This is a genomic window from Ammoniphilus sp. YIM 78166, from assembly GCF_004522215.1.
Taxonomy (GTDB): domain Bacteria; phylum Bacillota; class Bacilli; order Aneurinibacillales; family RAOX-1; genus YIM-78166.
This window is the reverse complement of record NZ_SDLR01000005.1, coordinates 678562-697544: the sequence shown is the minus strand read 5'-3', so window position 1 is coordinate 697544 and position 18983 is coordinate 678562. Positions and strand designations below refer to the sequence as shown.

At 42.3% G+C, this 18983-nt stretch carries 25 protein-coding genes and 1 tRNA gene; 19 read left to right on the top strand and 7 right to left on the bottom strand.

Annotated features, from left to right (window positions below; translation table 11 throughout):
• Positions 1–154: 154 nt before the first annotated feature.
• From EIZ58_RS24745 to helD, 8 genes are all read left to right on the top strand, one after another.
• On the top strand, positions 155–493 hold the full coding sequence (locus tag EIZ58_RS24745; RefSeq protein ID WP_167577939.1) for a hypothetical protein: 339 nt from the start codon (positions 155–157) through the stop codon (positions 491–493).
• A gap of 20 nt (positions 494–513) precedes the next feature.
• The gene (locus EIZ58_RS24740) at positions 514–1365 is read left to right on the top strand and encodes a GNAT family N-acetyltransferase (RefSeq protein ID WP_134703607.1); all 852 of its coding nucleotides are present in this window, start codon (positions 514–516) and stop codon (positions 1363–1365) included.
• A 63-nt stretch (positions 1366–1428) separates the two neighbouring features.
• Positions 1429–1818, top strand: a complete 390-nt coding sequence (locus tag EIZ58_RS24735; protein ID WP_134703606.1) for a DUF1540 domain-containing protein — start codon at positions 1429–1431, stop codon at positions 1816–1818.
• Positions 1815–2066 (top strand): hypothetical protein, encoded by a 252-nt coding sequence (locus EIZ58_RS24730; protein ID WP_134703605.1) that lies wholly within the window; start codon positions 1815–1817, stop codon positions 2064–2066. Before EIZ58_RS24735 ends, EIZ58_RS24730 begins: the two co-directional genes overlap by 4 nt.
• Before the next feature lie 75 nt (positions 2067–2141).
• Positions 2142–2225: transfer RNA gene (locus EIZ58_RS24725), tRNA-Leu, on the top strand.
• A 99-nt stretch (positions 2226–2324) separates the two neighbouring features.
• On the top strand, positions 2325–2828 hold the full coding sequence (locus EIZ58_RS24720; protein WP_134703604.1) for a hypothetical protein: 504 nt from the start codon (positions 2325–2327) through the stop codon (positions 2826–2828).
• 81 nt (positions 2829–2909) lie between these two features.
• Entirely contained in the window at positions 2910–3134 is a 225-nt protein-coding gene (locus tag EIZ58_RS24715; protein ID WP_134703603.1) for a hypothetical protein, read from the top strand.
• A gap of 151 nt (positions 3135–3285) precedes the next feature.
• Positions 3286–5598, top strand: coding sequence for an RNA polymerase recycling motor HelD (gene helD, locus EIZ58_RS24710; protein ID WP_134703602.1), 2313 nt, complete (start codon positions 3286–3288; stop codon positions 5596–5598).
• A gap of 31 nt (positions 5599–5629) precedes the next feature.
• On the opposite strand, the gene EIZ58_RS24705 is transcribed toward helD, so the two are convergent.
• Positions 5630–8551 carry an EAL domain-containing protein gene (locus tag EIZ58_RS24705; RefSeq protein WP_134703601.1) on the bottom strand — a complete coding sequence of 974 codons (2922 nt, stop codon included), beginning with the start codon at positions 8549–8551 and terminating at the stop codon, positions 5630–5632.
• A gap of 125 nt (positions 8552–8676) precedes the next feature.
• Here EIZ58_RS24705 and EIZ58_RS24700 point away from each other — a divergent pair, with 125 nt between their 5' ends.
• Positions 8677–8949, top strand: coding sequence for a hypothetical protein (locus EIZ58_RS24700; RefSeq protein WP_134703600.1), 273 nt, complete (start codon positions 8677–8679; stop codon positions 8947–8949).
• 55 nt (positions 8950–9004) lie between these two features.
• Here EIZ58_RS24700 and trhA read toward each other — a convergent pair whose 3' ends face one another.
• The gene (trhA, locus tag EIZ58_RS24695) at positions 9005–9652 is read right to left on the bottom strand and encodes a PAQR family membrane homeostasis protein TrhA (protein ID WP_134703654.1); all 648 of its coding nucleotides are present in this window, start codon (positions 9650–9652) and stop codon (positions 9005–9007) included.
• A 171-nt stretch (positions 9653–9823) separates the two neighbouring features.
• On the opposite strand from trhA, the gene EIZ58_RS24690 reads away from it, so the two are divergent.
• The 4 genes from EIZ58_RS24690 (at position 9824) to EIZ58_RS24675 (ending at position 13467) form a co-directional block, all read left to right on the top strand.
• Positions 9824–10396 (top strand): hypothetical protein, encoded by a 573-nt coding sequence (locus tag EIZ58_RS24690; RefSeq protein ID WP_167577938.1) that lies wholly within the window; start codon positions 9824–9826, stop codon positions 10394–10396.
• A gap of 158 nt (positions 10397–10554) precedes the next feature.
• Positions 10555–11838 (top strand): stalk domain-containing protein, encoded by a 1284-nt coding sequence (locus tag EIZ58_RS24685; RefSeq protein ID WP_134703598.1) that lies wholly within the window; start codon positions 10555–10557, stop codon positions 11836–11838.
• 106 nt (positions 11839–11944) lie between these two features.
• On the top strand, positions 11945–12766 hold the full coding sequence (locus EIZ58_RS24680) for a squalene/phytoene synthase family protein (RefSeq protein ID WP_134703597.1): 822 nt from the start codon (positions 11945–11947) through the stop codon (positions 12764–12766).
• 275 nt (positions 12767–13041) lie between these two features.
• Entirely contained in the window at positions 13042–13467 is a 426-nt protein-coding gene (locus EIZ58_RS24675) for a universal stress protein (protein WP_134703596.1), read from the top strand.
• A 56-nt stretch (positions 13468–13523) separates the two neighbouring features.
• Here EIZ58_RS24675 and EIZ58_RS24670 read toward each other — a convergent pair whose 3' ends face one another.
• Positions 13524–13709, bottom strand: coding sequence for a hypothetical protein (locus EIZ58_RS24670; RefSeq protein ID WP_134703595.1), 186 nt, complete (start codon positions 13707–13709; stop codon positions 13524–13526).
• Positions 13710–13832: 123 nt separating this feature from the next.
• Between EIZ58_RS24670 and EIZ58_RS33820 the strand changes: the two genes are divergently transcribed.
• Positions 13833–13988 (top strand): hypothetical protein, encoded by a 156-nt coding sequence (locus EIZ58_RS33820; protein WP_167577937.1) that lies wholly within the window; start codon positions 13833–13835, stop codon positions 13986–13988.
• 110 nt (positions 13989–14098) lie between these two features.
• Here EIZ58_RS33820 and EIZ58_RS24665 read toward each other — a convergent pair whose 3' ends face one another.
• The gene (locus EIZ58_RS24665) at positions 14099–14578 is read right to left on the bottom strand and encodes a CarD family transcriptional regulator (protein WP_134703594.1); all 480 of its coding nucleotides are present in this window, start codon (positions 14576–14578) and stop codon (positions 14099–14101) included.
• A 142-nt stretch (positions 14579–14720) separates the two neighbouring features.
• On the opposite strand from EIZ58_RS24665, the gene EIZ58_RS24660 reads away from it, so the two are divergent.
• Positions 14721–15716 carry a C40 family peptidase gene (locus EIZ58_RS24660; RefSeq protein WP_134703593.1) on the top strand — a complete coding sequence of 332 codons (996 nt, stop codon included), beginning with the start codon at positions 14721–14723 and terminating at the stop codon, positions 15714–15716.
• Positions 15717–16087: 371 nt separating this feature from the next.
• Here EIZ58_RS24660 and EIZ58_RS24655 read toward each other — a convergent pair whose 3' ends face one another.
• Together EIZ58_RS24655 and EIZ58_RS24650 are read right to left on the bottom strand one after the other, a co-directional pair.
• Positions 16088–16300, bottom strand: a complete 213-nt coding sequence (locus tag EIZ58_RS24655) for a hypothetical protein (protein WP_134703592.1) — start codon at positions 16298–16300, stop codon at positions 16088–16090.
• Between the two features lie 137 nt (positions 16301–16437).
• The gene (locus EIZ58_RS24650; RefSeq protein ID WP_134703591.1) at positions 16438–16701 is read right to left on the bottom strand and encodes a hypothetical protein; all 264 of its coding nucleotides are present in this window, start codon (positions 16699–16701) and stop codon (positions 16438–16440) included.
• A 213-nt stretch (positions 16702–16914) separates the two neighbouring features.
• Here EIZ58_RS24650 and EIZ58_RS24645 point away from each other — a divergent pair, with 213 nt between their 5' ends.
• Positions 16915–17220 carry a hypothetical protein gene (locus tag EIZ58_RS24645; protein ID WP_134703590.1) on the top strand — a complete coding sequence of 102 codons (306 nt, stop codon included), beginning with the start codon at positions 16915–16917 and terminating at the stop codon, positions 17218–17220.
• A gap of 65 nt (positions 17221–17285) precedes the next feature.
• Complete coding sequence (locus tag EIZ58_RS24640) at positions 17286–17585, top strand: 3D domain-containing protein (protein WP_167577936.1); 300 nt, start codon at positions 17286–17288, stop codon at positions 17583–17585.
• Here the strand turns inward: EIZ58_RS24640 and EIZ58_RS24635 are convergent.
• Positions 17560–18210, bottom strand: a complete 651-nt coding sequence (locus EIZ58_RS24635) for a M23 family metallopeptidase (protein ID WP_134703588.1) — start codon at positions 18208–18210, stop codon at positions 17560–17562. The two genes, EIZ58_RS24640 and EIZ58_RS24635, sit on opposite strands and share 26 nt — an antisense overlap.
• A 241-nt stretch (positions 18211–18451) precedes the next feature.
• On the opposite strand from EIZ58_RS24635, the gene EIZ58_RS24630 reads away from it, so the two are divergent.
• Together EIZ58_RS24630 and EIZ58_RS24625 are read left to right on the top strand one after the other, a co-directional pair.
• Positions 18452–18589 carry an anti-repressor SinI family protein gene (locus tag EIZ58_RS24630; protein ID WP_134703587.1) on the top strand — a complete coding sequence of 46 codons (138 nt, stop codon included), beginning with the start codon at positions 18452–18454 and terminating at the stop codon, positions 18587–18589.
• Positions 18590–18714: 125 nt separating this feature from the next.
• On the top strand, positions 18715–18972 hold the full coding sequence (locus EIZ58_RS24625) for a DUF3243 domain-containing protein (RefSeq protein WP_134703586.1): 258 nt from the start codon (positions 18715–18717) through the stop codon (positions 18970–18972).
• Positions 18973–18983: the final 11 nt, after the last annotated feature.

Here is an 18983-nt window from a genome sequence, read left to right as displayed (position 1 = left end):
CATTCCGCGTCTATGATTTCGTCATTTTGGCTTGGGCCCAAGATGAGTGAATCATCCACTTCCAAGATTCCTCAACTTGGGCCGGGGAGCTGTGTTTCGTCTCATACCGGTCTATCTTGCGCTTGCTTAGGCGACACTGTTCCTTTTTTGTATGATGGGGCAGGAATTTGACTCCACAGCTAAGAATAATTTATGTAATAAACAAATAGTAGGGTACGAGAGGAAATTATATATGAGAGACTATCTAAAAGCTGATCTGGTGATGCTGGAGCACTTGCTAGATTGGAACGACAAAAGAGGCAGAAACTTAGATATCGAGATCAGGAAAAACAGGCAGCAGTGGGTTGTATGCTTTTATGGATCAAAAGAACTAGAAAACCCGTCCTTAATCGCCCAATTTACAGGGGACTCAGAGGATGTGCTTGAGAGATGGTCAAAGAGTATTATAAGACGATATCAAAGAAGGAAACTCCAGGGATCACTTAGGGCCTAGCCCAAGAGGAGACAATAGAGATGATAAGTTATGTTAGCTGCGATGCGGTGGAAGATGATCTTATTCATAGAGCGTTTAGCGTAGGATTTTCAGATTATCTAGTGAATATGAACTTTAGTGAAGGCGAATTTATTCAACGTTTTTTTGGTCCGGAAGGTAACAAACGAGAATTTTCTCATCTGGCCTTGGATAAAGGGCGCCCGGTGGGATTGATACTCGGAGGAATGAAGGAGTATGAAGGGATTAATACGCTGCGATGCGGGACTCTTTGTGTCGATCCTGATTACCGTCGAGCCGGTGTAGCTCAGTCCCTTTTCGACTTGCACCAGAGTATAGGGGTCCAACAGGGGTGTCAGCAGCTTTTTTTAGAGGTAATTACCGGAAATGAAAAGGCAATTCGTTTTTATGAGAAACAAGGATATGAAAAAAGATACGATCTACATCTTTATGTTCTGGAGGATGGGCTTCAAATTGCCTTCACGAATCCTCTCTCATCCGAGATCAGCCCCATCGGACTTGAGCAAATTCAGAAAATAAGATATGAAATCGATGTCCACTTGAATTGGCAAAATGACATTGAATTCTTAGAGCAGTCTAAACACCAATATCACTATGGTCTCTTTGCGAAGCAACAGGTAGTTGGTGTCCTAAGTATTAATGATAGTGGCCGCATCAGCTTTTTGTGGGTGGACAGGAGTTATCGTCAGAAAGGAATGGCTGCTTATCTTTTAAACTTTGCTGTGCGCGAGCTTAATCTCCAAAAATTAAGTACCTCTTTTCCTAATCACGGGAATCTCGAGGGCTTTTACAAGCGGATGGGGTTCAGACGCGCAACGATTTCTCAGCTGGAGATGTATAAAATGCTCCCTTAAGTTTTACATATTTTTGTTATTCACAGGGAAAACTCCATAGGAGAAATATGGAGGTGATTGTCCATGCAACCTTCGGTAAAATGTATCGTAAATACTTGCACTCACTATCTTTATGGAGATCGTTGCGGAGCAGGGAATATCGATATTATGCACGAAGAGGAAACCAAGATGTCTGAGATTGTGGAACAAACGATGTGCAAAACCTTTTCTCACGCGAGGAATCTGTTGAGCTATGTGGGTTCCGCTGATAATGTAAATTGGACCGGATCAGCTATTGGACTATTGAATCCCGATTATCAAGTTACACCTACGATCGCTTGTACGGTAGCTTCTTGCAAGTACTGGGGCGAGGGTGCAATCTGTATTGCAGAAGGTATTGAGGTCACTGGTGCGAACAGTAATGAATGTCAGGATACCAACTGTCAAACGTTCGTCAGGAGGGATGGCGCGTGATTTATCAGATCAAGGTCAAAGAAATCGATGAGGGGACAAACTATCCTCTTATTGTTTTATCCGGCATGACGGGGTTAAGTCAACAAACCATACACCAGCTTGTGGATCAAGGTCATTTTCCAATCGATCGACAAGATGGGCAAGAGGTCATTAGCGGGAAGGCCTTCTTAGAATGGGCTCAGAGTGTTGACAACGAAATAGAAGTTGAAAAAACCGAATACCACCTCATGGAAGTGGAAGATAGATAACCACGTGTTTGGCTGTCACTGCCTGTTGACAATATTCCTGACTTAGTGTATTATAATACTTGTCACAAACACTATGCGGGTGTGGCGGAACTGGCAGACGCACTAGACTTAGGATCTAGCGCCTATGGCGTGGGGGTTCGACTCCCTTCACCCGCACCATATTAAATCATTTTTAGACTAACTACATAAACATTTTAAGGGCACTCGCAGATTCCTTGTCGAGTCCCTTTTTTGTTTTAAGATATGGAGGGTAGCGCTATGTACTGTCGTTATAGAGAGATCTCCCCAGTCTGTGTTGGAAAGAATAGAGCATTGACACCGAAGGAGTCGACGAAGGAGCACTTAATTCCTAAATACCTGATGAAGGATGCTAAATTTAAGGCCAGATGGCAGCTTACTTTTAATGCGTCCGATGAGCCTAACGTGGACATTTCATGTTATAAGTGCAACAACCTCAAAAATCAGATGGCGGATGTACCATTTGCCTGGAAGCTACAATATCTTAATCAGTATGGCATCAGTATTAAGAGCAAGCGATCCCTGACTCGAAGCTTAACCTTTGACCCAGCCCTGCAGCTAACTCACGATGAGAAGGAAAAAGTTCTCCAGTGTGTACTCAGAGGGAATTTCTATAAAATAAATGACACCGATGCTCGATTTGAATTTCATCATATAGCTGTATTTACCAGAAAAGGATGTGTACTGGAGGTTACTCAACAAAAGAGAAAACTTCCGAGGAAATTAAAAAAGGCAATTTGTTGAAATTGAATGAAAGCGCTTTTATTTGTCTGTCCATTCTGCTATGATAAAGCTATAAAATCTTTTGGATAGTGGAGGTCAGAAATGGAAACTACATCAAATAATGAATTAGAAATCTATCGGAAGATGCTCGAAGAGAGATTAGACGAAGCGAAAGAGCTAGCGAAAAGATTTGAAGGAGATCCATTCCATTATGGTCTTCATGAAGGCAGAAAGTTTGCCTACCGGAAGGTTCTTATGGACCTTGAAGACCTTGGGAAGATGCTAAAAGAACATATGCCTTTGGTTATTGCAAAGGAGAAACAATAGAAGGTAGCAATTTGGCGATACCAGCCAGATTGCTTTTTTTGTTTTTTCTCTTTAGAATCTTCTCTCCTTCCTTTTCCTTACAGGAGTCTGCTTTTTCATGTCGAAACCTATAAGGGGGACTGTTTAAAAATTCCTTTTTTCAATAAACTAAATGACGAACAGATTTAAACTAAGATGGGAGAGAAACACACGCATGTCCATCCAAGAAAACGATTGGCGATATGAACGAGGCCGCCTGGAGCGGGTCATGACGGAGATAAAAAAGGAACTGGAGCGCTTGGAGGGAATCCTAGAACATCGTGGGGCAGAGGTTTTAGACATGCGCCAGAACTTCTGGGATGAAGTCTCGGTTAACCTATCGAATTATGATGACGTAGCTGAAACAGCTGCTAGCATTACCCAGCAGCAAGCCGTTTTATCCCAGCAGGAAAGAAGCTTTCGACATGCTGAACAGACCTTTCATAAGCTTCAGAAGCTGAAGAAGAGCCCGTATTTCGCAAGAATCGATTTCCGAGAAAACGCAGCTTCGAAAGCAGAAGAGATCTACATAGGAATCAGTTCCGTTGCGGATGAAGAAACTCATGATCTTCTTATTTATGACTGGCGGGCCCCGGTATCCGGCATGTTCTATGACTATACACCCGGCCCTGCTAGGTACCAAACGCCTGACGGAGAGATCCAAGGGGAAATGGAACTGAAAAGGCAATACATCATTAAGTATGGAAAATTAGAAGAGATGTTTGATACAGGAATCAACATTGGGGATGAAATGCTTCAGGTCATGTTGGCGAAGAGCGCCCACGAAAAGATGAGTAGTATTGTAATGACGATACAACAAGAGCAAAACCGCATCATCCGTGATGATGAGCATCCAATCCTTGTGGTTCAAGGAGCAGCCGGCAGTGGAAAAACCTCTGTAGCCCTGCAGCGTGTTGCTTATTTGTTGTATAAATATCGTAACAGCTTAAGTGCAGATCAAATGCTGCTATTTTCGCCGAATTCGATTTTTAACGATTATGTCTCGAATGTCCTCCCAGAGCTTGGAGAAGCCAACATGCTTCAAACCACTTTTCAAGATCACTTGGATCGAGGGTTTGAAGACGAGTGGAAGGTAGAAGATATCTATGACCAATTTGAATACTTGTTGACCGAAACCCAAAGGGATGAATATCCTATACGTTTAAAAGGTATTGAATGGAAAACATCGAGTGACTTTATGTCCTTGCTGGATCGTTACCTTGAGCATTTAAAGAAAGCGGATATCTTATTCCAGGATTTTTCTTTTCGAGATAAGGTGCTAATTAGTAAGGAGCAACTGGAGGAGCTGTTTTATATCGAGTTTGGACATGATCCTTCCATCAGCAATCGGCTGGATAAAGTGAAGGAAAAGGTATTGGCTGAATTGGATATTATACAGCAGCGCGTGGCTCGAAATGTTTTTAAGAGAATGAAGCAGAGTCCTAAATACCTAGGGTCGGACAAAGAGATGAAGGATGAAGCTGGAAAAAAAGCAAAAAGAGCGATAGCACCTCTACGTGAGATGGCCAAAAACTTGGGCTTCGTGGATATGATGGGGATGTATACTAGATTGTTTAGCGATCCTAAATGGGTATTAAAACTAGGGGAAACACCAATAGAAGAGTTTGAAAGGCTAGGGGCCTATACGCAAGAGAGAATTAGCGCGAAGGAAATACCTTATGAGGATGCCACGCCTATTGTTTACTTGCAATCAGCGTTCAAAGGCTTCAACAGGTTGAATCGGATCAAACAAGTGGTGATTGATGAGGCGCAGGACTACTCTCCGTTTCAGCTTGAATATATCCGCCGACTTTTTCCTCGGGCCAAGTTCACCCTTTTAGGGGATCTAAATCAAGGGATTTACTATGCGAATGTCCAAAGCTACAGCCGTCTAGGAGAGCTTTTCGGAGAGGAAAATGTCGGTATTGTAAGGATGAAGAAAAGCTATCGCTCGACTAGTGAAATCATCGAATTTACCCGACAGATTCTTCGGGATCCGGAGCCGGTGGAAACGATTGGCCGAACGGGGGAGGCTCCGAAGATGATCCAGGCTGCACAAACGGAGCAGCTTGCAGCTTCCATTCAACAAGCAGTTCACTCCCTAACCCAGAAAGGGGCCGAATCGATTGCAATTATCTGCAAAACAAGCCAAGAGGCGGAGCAAGCCTACCAAACGATGTTACCGTTATTGAATAACAATGTATATCTGTTTACGAAGAAGACGCGTACTTTCGTAAGCGGAATGGTCGTGGTTCCGGCTTACTTGGCAAAAGGCTTAGAATTTGATGGGGTCATCATTTATAACGCTTCTCAGGAGGTTTATGCTCATGAGAGTGACCGTAAATTGCTCTACACCGCTTGTACGCGTGCTTTGCATTATTTGCAAGTATTTTATATGGGAGAACTCACACCCATGCTAAAGGATGTTCCCATCGCTGCAAACTAAAAAACTGCTCCCTAGTATGGGAGCAGTTTTCTTACCTAACCTGCAGGTCGTCAAGCAGCTGGAAATAGTATTTCTCAATATCCTCAGAACGAAGGGGTTTGGAAAGTAAATAGCCTTGGGCTTCATTGCAATGGTTTTTTTTCAAGAACTCAAGCTGCTGGTCGGTCTCTACGCCCTCGGCGATAATGGACAAGTTAAGACTGTGGGCTACTTGAATGATGGATTGTACAATCGAAGTTTGAGCGGAACCCGTCACAATATCCTGAATAAAGGTGCGGTCAATTTTAAGATAGTCCACAGGAAATTCCTTTAGATAGTTTAGTGAAGAGTAGCCCGTCCCAAAATCGTCAATAGCTAGCTTAATTCCAAGGCGCTTCAACTCGGTCAGCTTCTCTATCACATAGTCAGGGTGCTTCATAGCTATGCTTTCGGTAATTTCAAGTTTAAGCTTGGAAGGATCCATCTCGGTCTCTAGAATTAAGCGGCGCAGGTTGGGAATAAAGTCTTCATGTAAAAATTGCTTCATGGAGACATTTACGGCCATCCTTAAGGAAGGAAAACGGGCAAGCTGCCACTTCTTCCGCTGCGTACAGGCTTCTCTAAGTACCCAGTCTCCAATCGGGATGATTAGGCCTGTTTCTTCAGCAAGAGGGATAAACTCAGCGGGTGAGATGACTCCCATGGTAGGGTGATTCCACCGGAGTAAGGCTTCTATGCCAGAGATTTCTCCGGTCTGAATGGCAAATTGGGGTTGGTAATGAAGCTCTAGCTGTTGATCTTCAATGGCCTTTCTCAGCTCTGTTTCCAGCTCTAATTTATACATGATGGAATCATTCATATTGGAATTGAAAAATTGATACTGATTTTTTCCGTGCTCCTTGGCTGCATACATGGCAGTATCCGCATGCTTAATGAGTGTTTTAATGTCTAATCCATCATGGGGATATACGCTAATACCCATACTGCCAGTGACGACAAATTCATGGGATCGCAGATGAAAAGGCTTCTGAATTTGCTCAAGGAGACGCTTGGACATCGCATCTACTTCTTGAATGTAGGTAATGTTGGGTATCATGACAAGAAATTCGTCACCACCATAGCGAGCAATAATGCCTTGTTCTCCGCATTCCTGCTTCATCCTGTCAGCCATCTGCTGCAGCAAAAGATCACCAAAGTCATGTCCAATTGCGTCATTAATAAATTTAAATCGGTCAAGGTCTATAAACAAAATGGCAATCAAGGCGTCCTGACGCTTGGCTGAAAATTGCTGGAATTGTTCTTTAAAATGATACCGATTGGACAGCCCTGTTAATTCATCATGGTGGGCGAGATACTCTAGGTGCTGCTTGGATTGTTGAATTTTTTTGGACATGAATTGAAAGTTGTCTACCAGTACCTGAATTTCTTTGATGGAGGTTTTAGGCCATGACACCCCTTCTGGGGGCCCGTGAGTCTCGAGAGATAGATTGCCCGTAATCTGGGACAAGTGTTCAATCGGAGACACGATCCTACGGCTAAGCAGAAAAGAAAGAGGCTGGGTTAAAACTAATATCAACAGGCAAATGCTAAAGATCTTAATATAAAGCTCATAGACTTCTGTCTGATAAGGAGACACCGATCCTTTGACAATAATAGACCAGGATTGAGGCGTATCCATAGGACTATGCTTCCAATAAAAGGATTTCTCCCATTGGAGCATGGGGGGAAGCTTGGTCTCTGAGGGCTGCCAAATTTGTATCCTTTTTTGAGTCCATAACCTATTCTCCTCTAGCTTCTTTAACGATGCCTCGTAGGAGTCTAGGGGGCGTAAGTGGGGCTCATTGGTCATAATGACTTGTTTCTTTGAATCAATGATTGTTACTGTATAGCCTGGTTTGGTTACTTTCTGCAAAATTTGATTTCGAACGGAATCCAAGGATAGCGCCCCGGCGATATAGCCAATAAATTGCTTTTCCTTCATCAGCGGCATGGCTAAAGCGACGATAGGATAGGGACTTCCCTTTGCTATTAAAACATCAGACATAATAGGCTCATTACTTTTTTTTAGTTCCTGGAAGTACACGCGATCTTCATAGGTTAAACCAATGAGAGATTCTCCTCTTTCATTCGTATTTGGATAGAAAGCATAAGACTTGGCTTCTTCATCTGCCGCGTACATCATGGTGAACTGAGGAAAAGACTGGGTGATCAGTTCTAAGTTTTGACTTAACTGATCAGGAGGTACGGGTTGGTACGTTTGTTGAATGGCAAGCTTGCGCAACGGAGTTAAGTGCTGATTCTGCCAATGCAGGAGTTCATCTTGGATCGTGGCTGTTAATTCAACGATCGAAATTTCCATTTCTTGCTTTACGTGTTGTACCTTATCGTATCCTTCATATAAAATAAGAATTAAGGTTGGAAATAGAATAAAAGAAACGATGAGATGAAATATTTTTTTCTGCAAGGAGTCAGTGGCCTGTTCGGGAAGGAACCATCTTCTGAAGGGACCGAATTCTAACAGCAGTCCAGCCACTAACGCGTTAAAGAGACCGTTTACACAATGCTTAAGTAAAATAACTAGACTAAAGGTTTCATTCATCCCAATCACATGATGATAACATAACCAAGTGAGCGGAGCACCAAGAAAAAACCAAAAAAGTCCATCCCAGAAAAGCAAATTTCGCCCAGCCTTGCGTCGTATAAATAAACTAAGAAAGACCACTTCACTTATGAGGATAATAAAGGCATAAGGGTGCTGCCAAAGAATTAAAGTTGATGAATAGATAATGAAGCCCGATAAGATGCCCCATAGTGGTCCATATATCCGCAGAATAAGCAAGACTGCCACCGAGCTAAAAATAATCCCTACACCAAAGAATAATGAAATACCATAAATATTGCCCAAGAAGCCCATAACAATCAGGAGCAGAATATTTCTCCAGTGGGGTTGAGCAAAGGAAGCTGTATGAAGCATAGGGGATCTTCCCTTCTATAATTGTAGGAGATGTGTTTCTATTTTACTAACATAACATTACAAATTTCAACATATATTCTTTTACTTAGTAACCGTATTAGACATATTGAAATGGGGGATGCGAATTGTTTACGTTAAGGGGCTTGGCTGGCGGAAGAATGGCACAAATGACTTGGCACGATGATGGGACGCTAACAGGGGATTCTTTTCTAGTTGATTTAATCAAGTTTAAGGCTGAACGCCTAGAAGGGGAGTCGGTAGGGTTTCCAGAAGGGCCTTTTACTTATCATAGCCATCTCTCCAACCCATTAAGTGTCATGTACTTGGCCTCGCAATATTATGATGTGATTATGGAGAGTCACGGAGACCTTCCTAGAAGGCCGGTTCAAGAGGAGTAAAAATAAAAAAGCGAAGGAAGCCTTCCAGTAGAAGGTCTTTCTTCGCTTCTTTGTTTTAGCGAATAGGGAGTACGTAAAAGAAAATGGTGAAAAAGTGGAACACGCTGCCGCCTACAACAAAAAGATGCCAGACCGCATGATGATACGGGAATAGGCGCCACATGTAAAAGATCGTTCCTAGGGTATAGAGCAGCCCCCCTGCTACAAGCATAAAGAGTCCAGTACTTTCCAAGCTCGTAATAACGGGTTCAAACGCGAAGACAATCATCCAGCCCATAAGCAAATAAATAACGGTGGAGAGGAACAGGAATCGTTTCGTAAAGAACACCTTGAAGATGATGCCAAACAAGGCAATACTCCATACGACGCTTAGCAAGGTGATTCCCAGCGTTCCTTTGACCACCACCAATAAAATCGGCGTATAGCTTCCGGCAATGAACACATAGATCGAAGCGTGGTCAATAATCTCGAGAATATCTTTTGCTTTTCCTTCGTGAAGGCTGTGTAGAAGGGTGGAACTCATATACAGAAGAAGCATACTTGCGCCATAAATGGTGAAGCTTACAACATGGGCAGTCGTTCCTTCTCTTGTTGAATAAACAATAAGCAGGACTAATGCTGCGATGCTAAAAAGCACACCAACACCGTGGGTGATCGCATTTGCAATTTCTTCTCGTCTGGTATAGGTATGGGAACCCATGATCGTTGTCACCTCGATTTTTTTCTGGTTTCTCTCCAATAGAATGTACCAAAGGGCGGGTACTTTATGAGTAAAAATCTTTTTAGATGCTTTTTTATTATCTCATAAGCCTGTTTGAAAAAGAATAACCTTTTCACTAACCAGAGGATTAATTCACTTTATGCATGCCAACATGTGGTAGTTATAGCGAATCTTGTCGGAATGTTTAACTTCTTTTATTGTGAGTTTTTACCTGTTTTTGCAAACAATAAGGTGGAGATGAGAGGAAGGATGGATGAAAGAGTGAAGCTCACGCGTTCCAGGACTGCTCTTTTTTGGTCAATCACTTTCCCCGGTTTTGGCCAATTTTATAACCAGCAATTTATTAAGGGTGCTTTCTTTATTTTCTTAGAATTCTTAGTGAATTTACAGGGTGAAGTTAATCGGGCAATCATTTATAGCTTTCATGGGGAATTTTCACTAGCGAGCGAAGTGGCGAATTGGAACTGGTTATTATTTTATCCCTGTATTTACATCTTTGGAGCGGCAGAATCCTATTATCAAGCCCACCTGAAGGAAAACCAATCGTTTGCTGGGGCAAGATTTATCCCGTTTATTCTCGCCGCTATGGTGGGAACCATCGGGACGATTTATGGGCTGAGGTGGGGCCTAGGACCTATATTTAACGGCTTGATTGGAATGGGCGTGGGAGCTATCATAGGCCGAATAGCGATGTCCTGGATCGATACGGACATCGATACGGACTAATCAAAAGGGTACTCTGTTTTGGAACGCGGAAGCGGGAGAACAAGAGCCCCTTTTTTTGTGCCATCAATTCCCAGAGAAAACAGAGAAACCAATCGCTTCCTAATTCGTATAAGAATGGAAAGCCTAATAGATTAATAGAACTGGTGAGGGGAGAAAACATGCGTAAATGGTTGTTATGGTGCTGTCTTTGGCTAACTGCTTTTGTGATGACAGAACACCAAGCGGGCTTTGCCCAGGAAAAAGAAATTGTTGTTCTTGTCGATGGTTCAAAGGTTGAATTTGATGTGTTGCCTATCCTACAAGAAGGTCGTACACTCGTCCCTTTTAGAGCAATTGCCGAAGTGCTTGGCGTGGATGTGAGCTGGGAATCAACCAGCCAAACCGTTACGGCCACACGTAATGGTTCGAGAATCGTACTTCAAATTGGGAATGAAACGGCATGGGTAAATGGAAACCCTATGATTTTGGATGTTCCTCCTGTCCTATCGGCCGGTAGAACCTTGATTCCTCTTCGATTTTTCAGTGAAAGCTTGGGGGCCGAGGTGGACTTTGATGCTGTGAACCGGGCGGTAAAAATTGTGTCCCCACCTAGCTCGATGAAAGTGCTTGGGTTTTATGCTTTAGGGAGTCGACAGAATGGGAGCAGCAGCTGGAGCAATCTATTCGGGGCAGAATTTCCGCAGCGTAGCAGTAATGGCTATACGGAACTTGTAGATGAGCTTGGCCTAGGCTGGTATTCACTAGACGCTGATGGAAGTTTGCTGCAAGATTCATCCACTGGTTGGAGGAAACCTGAGGGCTGGGAATCTGTTTTAGAAGCTGCCAAGGAAGAGACGATGACCACAGAGATGGTGGTTCACCTTCCCGACCGTGATTCAACAATGGAGAATATCTTAAAGAATGAAGCCGCTACCCAAAAAGCTATTTTAAGCATGGTGGAAGAGGCGAAACGTTATCATATGGGGATTAACCTGGATATTGAAGGACTCGGGTTCAATCAATCTCCAGAACAATTAGCCGAAACAAGAAGGATGTTTACCGAGTTCGTGCGCAAACTATCCAATCAAGCGAAGGAGCAAGGTTTAACGGTCACCTTAACTTTACATCCGCTAAACAGCGCCTATAGGGGGTACGACTATAAAGCGTTGGGAGAATTAGCAGACGCTATCGTTGTAATGGCCTATGAATACCATACATTAAAAGGAACGCCAGAGCCCTTGCGTAAAGTCCAAGAAGCAATCGTGATGGCCCTTGCCGAAGTCCCTGCAGAAAAGCTGATTCTAGGAATTACAGTTGTAAATGAAACGGGTAAGAGCATCGTAGAAAAGGTCGGCCTAGCCAAACGCTATAAACTAAAGGGGATTGCTTTATGGAGGCTAGGATTGGTTAATGAAGAACAGGGACAGGCCTTGCGTAAGAGTATCCTGCCAAGAAGCGAGTAAATCTTTGTATCACGTTTGATTTTGGTTTATTCATTTTTTATGCTATAATCCTAAGAAATTAGCTAGAATCGTTTATGAGCGGTAGATTACAAGGGGGTTATACATAATGAGTGAAATATCCAATTTACACAAGGAAGCGATGGACATGCTGCTTAAGACCAGTCGAACCTTCTTTATCCCGATTAGTCGCTTAACACCTGGCGTGCAGGAAGCAGTCGCATCCGCGTACTTGTGTATGAGAGCGATTGATGAAATTGAAGACCACCCCCAGCTACCTGCTGAACAGAAAGTCCATTTATTAAAGGCTGTGAGTCAAATCCTTCAGGGTCCCTTTGATCCTTCTGAATTCAAAGAACTGTTCCGGTCCTATGGAACGACTTTGCCTGAGGTCACCCTTCGATTAGGAGATTGGACGCAACTGGCGCCGGAGACGATTGCTGAAAAGATCTTTTCTTCAACCGCTACCATGTCAGATGGTATGGCCGAATGGGTTAAGAAGGATTGGAACATTCAAAGCAAAGAAGATCTGGATGATTATACGTACTACGTTGCCGGACTCGTTGGAGTGATGTTGTCAGATATTTGGGTGTGGTATGACAATACGGAGACCGATCGTGAGTTAGCCATTGGGTTTGGCCGCGGGTTGCAGGCTGTCAATATTATTCGAAATCGGGCGGAAGACCACTCCAGAGGAGTGAACTATTATCCAGAAGGTTGGGAGTTTAGTGATATGATTGCTTATGCTAGACATAATCTGTCCTTAGCGAATCAATACACGGAATCACTAAAGCCCGGCACCATTCTTCTTTTCTGTAAAATTCCCCTGGTACTCGCTCATGGCACCTTGGACGCCATCGAAGCGGGTGAAGCGAAGCTTAGTCGTGACGCCGTTAACCAGCTAGTTAGTGAGATCTCAGGAACAAGCTAAAATAGGGTTCTCAAGGGAGCAGTTTGCTCCTTTGAGAACCCTTATTTTTTCGCAGAAGCTTTTCTCATCTGAAAAAAGAAAGAAGACTTGCCGCGATGCAGCAAGTCTCAAGTTATATTATTAAGGGGGTTACTTGATAATCTTATCTTACACCTTCTATATTACAGTAATGTTACAGCACCTTTAAAATTGTGTTATATACAGGTGTGATAAGATTCACACCTTCCAAAAAGCTCCTCTGATAGAATAATGAATATACGAGAGGGGGAGAAATCATGTACATTCTAGTACCTGTTGACGGTTCCAATCATGCCTTGAAGGCTTTGGAATATGCGATTTCTATGGCAAGAGTTTTCCAGGATGAAATTATTTTGTTGAATGTCCAACCAACGTTTGAGACGATGAATACCCGACGCTTCTTCAGCAAGGAGGAAATCGCTTCTTATCGCAATGAGATAGCGGAAGAGGCCATGGAAGAGGCTGTTGGAGTGGTCGAGGAATCGGGGATTAACTATATAAAAACGATAAGAGCTGGAGTTCCTAAACTGGAAATCTGCAATGAAGTTAAAGAAAGAACGGGTATGGTCAGGGCTATCGTTATGGGTTCCCGTGGGAAAGGACCTATTGTAGGCACCGTTATTGGAAGTGTCAGTTATGGTGTGCTACACGAGGCACCTTGTCCTGTTACGGTTGTTCCATAAGGGATTGCCTAAAAGGAGAGAAGAGGGTGTCTCAAAAGCACCCTCTTCCTTCTTGTTTATACCCCCGTTCGGCGGCGTTGGTTATTCGCTTTTTTCGTTTGTTGACTTTTCATCTTTGCGTTTGAACCGGCTTGGTAGCTCGCATTCTTTCCACCAGACAATTGATCTTGCTTCTTGCTAGCTAACTTTTGTCGGATTGCGTCTTGTAGACTGATCTTTTTTCTTTCCGTAGACTCTGACATTCAAATAAATCCCCTTTTTAGTAAGAATAACAGTATTATAATACATTGTTACCCTTAAAAATACTCCCCACTCACATAATGGCTATCCTTTATGAACACATTATCCGCATGGAGGTGAGGACTTTGAAAAACGAACCTTTCACAAAGGTATATAACCTACAGCCAGTTGAAAATCTTCCCCATAAAGGTAGGGGAGAGGAGTATGAAACCTATGAGAAGATCTATGATTTGACACCTGAAGATCACGTTCAGCATGATCCTGATTATGAGGATCAGTGAGTGCGGTGAAATAACCGGAGTTCCTCCGGTTATTTCGCTACCAGCCCACTTTCCCCACACAAAAAGAAAAAGACTCCAGAGGTTGAAGTCCTTATTTTTCCTTCAAATAATTAAGCATTGATGACTTGGTTTAGCAAATTAGCTGCTTGGTCTTCTTCGATTCCCTTAACCAAGACGAGCTCGCTAATGAGCATGTGACGGGCATTATCTAGCATTACCTTGTCACCGGTGGCGAGCTTCTTGCTCTTCTCCAAGTACATTAGATCTTTAATGACTTCCACACCTTCGTAGATGTCCCCGCTCTTCATCTTGGTCATATTGACGCGATGCCTCTGCATGGGATTAGAGATGGGCTCGAGCTTTCCGTCATTGATATTTTTTAGTACTTTTTCTAAAATGTCAGAGCCAACAACTTGTCGCAGACCAAGGTTAGAGGTCTTGGCCATGGGAATCATGACTTGCATATTCTTCAGAGGCATGTTCAGGACATAGTATAGCTGTTTCTCCCCAAGAATTTCCTTCTCCTCAATGGCTTCAATTATGCCAGCCCCGTGCATAGGATAAACAACCTTGTCTCCGATTTGAAACAATCGAAACACCCCCTTATAGAGTCAACCTCTTCAGTATAGCATAATTTTGTAAATTTATCAAAAATAAGATATTTAAGTTAAATTGCGTCAGATCCTGTTTTTTCTTTGCGAATAGAATATTATTTGGGAGGAAAGGAAGGGTATGACCATGCACATTCGATTTTGTCTGGCTATTGGAATCCTGTTAGGAATGTTTCTATTAGGGGATAAATCTTACGCTGCCGAGGTAGGGGTGAGTGTAAATGATGAACAAGTTAACTTCCCTGATGCCAAACCGTTTATCAGCAGTTCTAACCGGACGATGGTCCCTGTTCGCTTTATTTCGGAGCATCTGGGGTACGAGCTACATTGGAATGAGAAAACCCAAACCATAAAATTTACGAAAAATAATAAGAACCTATACCTGCGGGTAGGATTGCATGATTCGGTGATCGTCGAGTCTCGAACGTATGTACCTCTTCGGTTCGTAGCGGAATCACTAGATGCAGAGGTACTCTGGGACCATAAAGGAAGGATAGCGAAGGTCTACCTTGACGAAATCCTCGAACCGACAGCTCCTGTAGATGAACCTGAGATCCCAGACCAACCGGATGAAGTACTGGTACCGGCAAAATCTAATCCGCAAGGATGGAAGCAAAAAGCATTGGAGATTATTGAGACGGCGGAATTGTTCTATGGAGTGGATTATCTTTATGGTGCTAAAGCAGGGAGAACCGATGTATTCGACTGTTCTTCGTTTACCCAATATGTATATTGGAAAAATGGAATTAAGCTTAAACGAGCCTCGCGTCCGCAATTTCTGTACGACGGTAATCAAGGATTAACTCGTGACGAACTGAGAATGGGAGATTTGGTTTTCTTCTCCACAGCTACCACCGCAAAAAAATATGATAAAGAAGATTATCGTCGCAATGGACATGTTGGTATAGTAAAGGAAGTAAAGAAAAATGGTGAAATTATATTTATCCATACATACAAAACGGGTGTGGGTGTGACGGATTCTAAGATGCATGCGGATCTGAAAAAGGGTTGGTGGAATCGTCATTTTCTATATGGTAAAAGAGTTATAGCGGATGATGGTTCAGAAGCTGCAGATATCGAGGTAATCAAAAATGAAATAAGGAAACTAATAAAATAGAGAGGGGCTTTTACCAAGCTTCCTCTCTATTTTTTTAAGACTATCGAAGTTCAGACACAGCCATGTATTTGCGGTTGCGCAAACGCTTTAACACAGGCATATGAATGGCGGGGTTTTTAGGTTGTTTTTCGCGATAGCAGTCGATGCATTCTCCTTGGTACTCTAATCTTTCGTATTCACTTAAACTGATACCGCAACTTTTACAAAGGATTTTGTATTCCATCATTTCATCTCCGGTTTCTTCTAATTTTTCTGTATATTTAAATAATAAACGAACTATCGACATCTTTCAACAATTTTTTTTGAAAAAAACAAAAAAAATAAAAAGGATGGAATAACAAGTGTTATTGCACCCTTCTAAATATTTGTCCTTAATCATTTTCTTTGAGAGCTACTTTTTTAGGATTGGGTTGATTTCGTAGAATAGGCTTGCCGTCTACTTTGGGGATGATCAGTTTTCCTTTGCTTAACTTACTTACAATCTTGCCTCTTTTAGCCGCTTTTTTTATGCTTTCTCGTTCTTTTTTAAGTTTTTTTAGTTTCTCTCTTCTTTGCTTTTCCTGTTTATCATTTTTTTCCGTCATATTATCCTCCTAAGGGCATTGCTTAACTAATATTATAATCAAAATCACAATGTGAATATATTACCATAAAAGGGATGGAACTCATAAGAGGGACGAAGTAAAAGGCTCTCTACTTCTCGAGAGCCTTTTATTATGGTTTAACCGTTTATCCGATTATAAACATCGTTTTCCTGTTCACTTAGATCTTCCATAAATCTTCCTAGCTCCAGAGCTTTTTCCCAAGTCAGTTCTTCTTTCAAGCGTACGTTTCCAACCTGATGAAGGACCCTGCATTCCAACCCTATATCTTCTAACCCTTCTTTGATTTGTAGAGCAACGCTTGGATGCCAGGTTTTCGCCATCTCAACCCAATCTTGCGTATCATGATTCGATACGGAAATGATCCAATTCATCTTCTCCATTATCATCCCTCCTAGGAGTAGTATGTCCATTACGACAATCCTAATCGACAAGAAGTCGGAATTAATTCATTGAATTTTTCGATAAATGGGCCTATTCTACAAAAAAAGTGGAATTTCTCCTTCGTCAATCGACACCATTTCTGGAAGGATGTTGGTAAAATCTAAACTAGCTTTTCCAAATAGAGACGATCTAACGTCACCAGGAGGGATAACTTGGATAAACGTGTCGTTTGGTTCATGATGTTCATTTGTTTCGGACTTGTTGGGAGTATGGGAGCCGCAGGGTATAACATGCACGATAAACAAACGGAAAAAATTATGGAGTTGGAAAGGAAATTTGAAGCAAAGAAGCAGGAGCTTCAAGAGCTTCAACAAAATGTAACGGAAAGCCATAAGAAAATAGATGAATATGAGATGCAAATTGCAAAGCATGTAGGTGAAATCAGCGAATTGAAGGAAACCATTAAGAATCAAGATAAGACCATTCAGGAGGTTAAAAAGAATCAGGCAAATTTTTAGCTAGCCGAACGAGTAAGAAAAATTCGATACAGCTTGCCTCTCGTTCGGCCAAGGAAGGCCCATGGTTGGATTTTACAGCAACATGGTATACCCCAGCAGGAGGGGTCGGGAATGGACTAACAACAGCCAGTGGTTTAAAGGTTTCAGAAGAGGTCGTTGCTGTTGATCCATCTGTTATTCCATTAGGAACAGTGATTGAGGTAAAATTTGAAGACGGCAGTATCGAACGTAAGATTGCCGCTGATACGGGCGGTGCTGTAAAAGGTCAGAAGGTTGATATCTTCTGTTGGAATCATCAAGAAGCGATTCAAAACGGAAGGCAGAAAGTTCAGCTTCGCATCATTGGGCATGCTCCTCTAGGCTAAGCTCAGCAATTTGTTCGAAAGGATCATGGTAAAAGAATTTTTGTGGATTAACAGGTACTCCGTTTAGCAAAAAGGCCAAATGTAAATGGGGGCCTGTAGAAAAACCTGTACTTCCAACAAAGCCGATGACGTCACCTTTCTGAATGGGATCGCCTTCTTTGACATTGAGTTCCTTCAGATGACTATAGGAGGAAACGAGTCCCATGCCATGATCAATCATCACGCGTTTTCCTGAGAGATAGAGCTCTTCGGCCATAATGATCTTTCCTGAATTGGCTGCAAGAATAGGCGTCCCTTGTGGAGCGGCTATATCAATGGCGTTATGGCGTGAAGCCCGTTTTCCGTTTACATAACGCGTGTAAGCATAAGGGGTGGTAATTCTACCCTCAACAGGCATAAGGAATAGGCCCTGAAATAAGGGATCAGCATGCAACGCTTGGGTTACCTTTGCCACTTTCGCATGGTCAGAAGCAATTTTCTCCTTGTTCTTTGTCATTTGTTCTTGTTGTTCGCTTACTTGAATATATTGAGCAGATTCTATCATTTCAGCATGTGCTGCAGGAATGGACAAGGGCAAGCCCAATAAAAAAGGCATAACGCTGCAAATTCTTGTGAAGTTTTTCATCTACTATCTCCCTCATTATTGCTTGGCTCAAGGCCAAGCTTTTTTCCATTCTTTATTTTGGTCGGTATAGGGATGTTCATCCATTTTAGAGTTTAGTTTTTATTTAAAAAAAATTTTTTTCTCTTCAAATTGTGACAAAATTCCAATAAATATTATGATACATTACTATTAATACTTCCTTCGGTCAGCTGAAAAAAGTCGAGTCTAGTTGAATTATTATTAATGGGGAGATGAGTGGAAGATGGATCAGGTGCTTGATCAAGAATGGGTAGAACTACTGATAATGGCAAAAGAGTTGGGTTTGACTACAGAAGAAATTCGGGATTTCCTTCAATCATCCACTGCCTTTATCTCCGGCGAACAGAAAATGGCAATCTAAACTGACCTGATTCGTTCTCTCCTCAGATTGGCCAGCTACTACCCTGGAATAGGATTGCTGAGAATGGGTATCATAATATTGACACATACGCTCCCTCCCTGAAAAATTTAAGGAGGTTTTAATTAATGTCAGTATTAGATAATTTTAACGACTGGAAATCCTTCTTAAATGAGCGTATCGATCAAGCTCAGTCTGCAGGTCTGGATGATACTACGATCTCAAACATTGCCTATCAGATGGCAGACTACCTTGCGGACAAGGTAGAACCAAGAAACGATGAAGAACGCCTTCTGAAGGAATTATGGGAGAGTGCAAGTCCAGAGCAACAGAAGACGTTGGCTTCCGTTCTTGTACAATACATGGACAGAAGACCAGGACAGTAATGAAAAAAGCC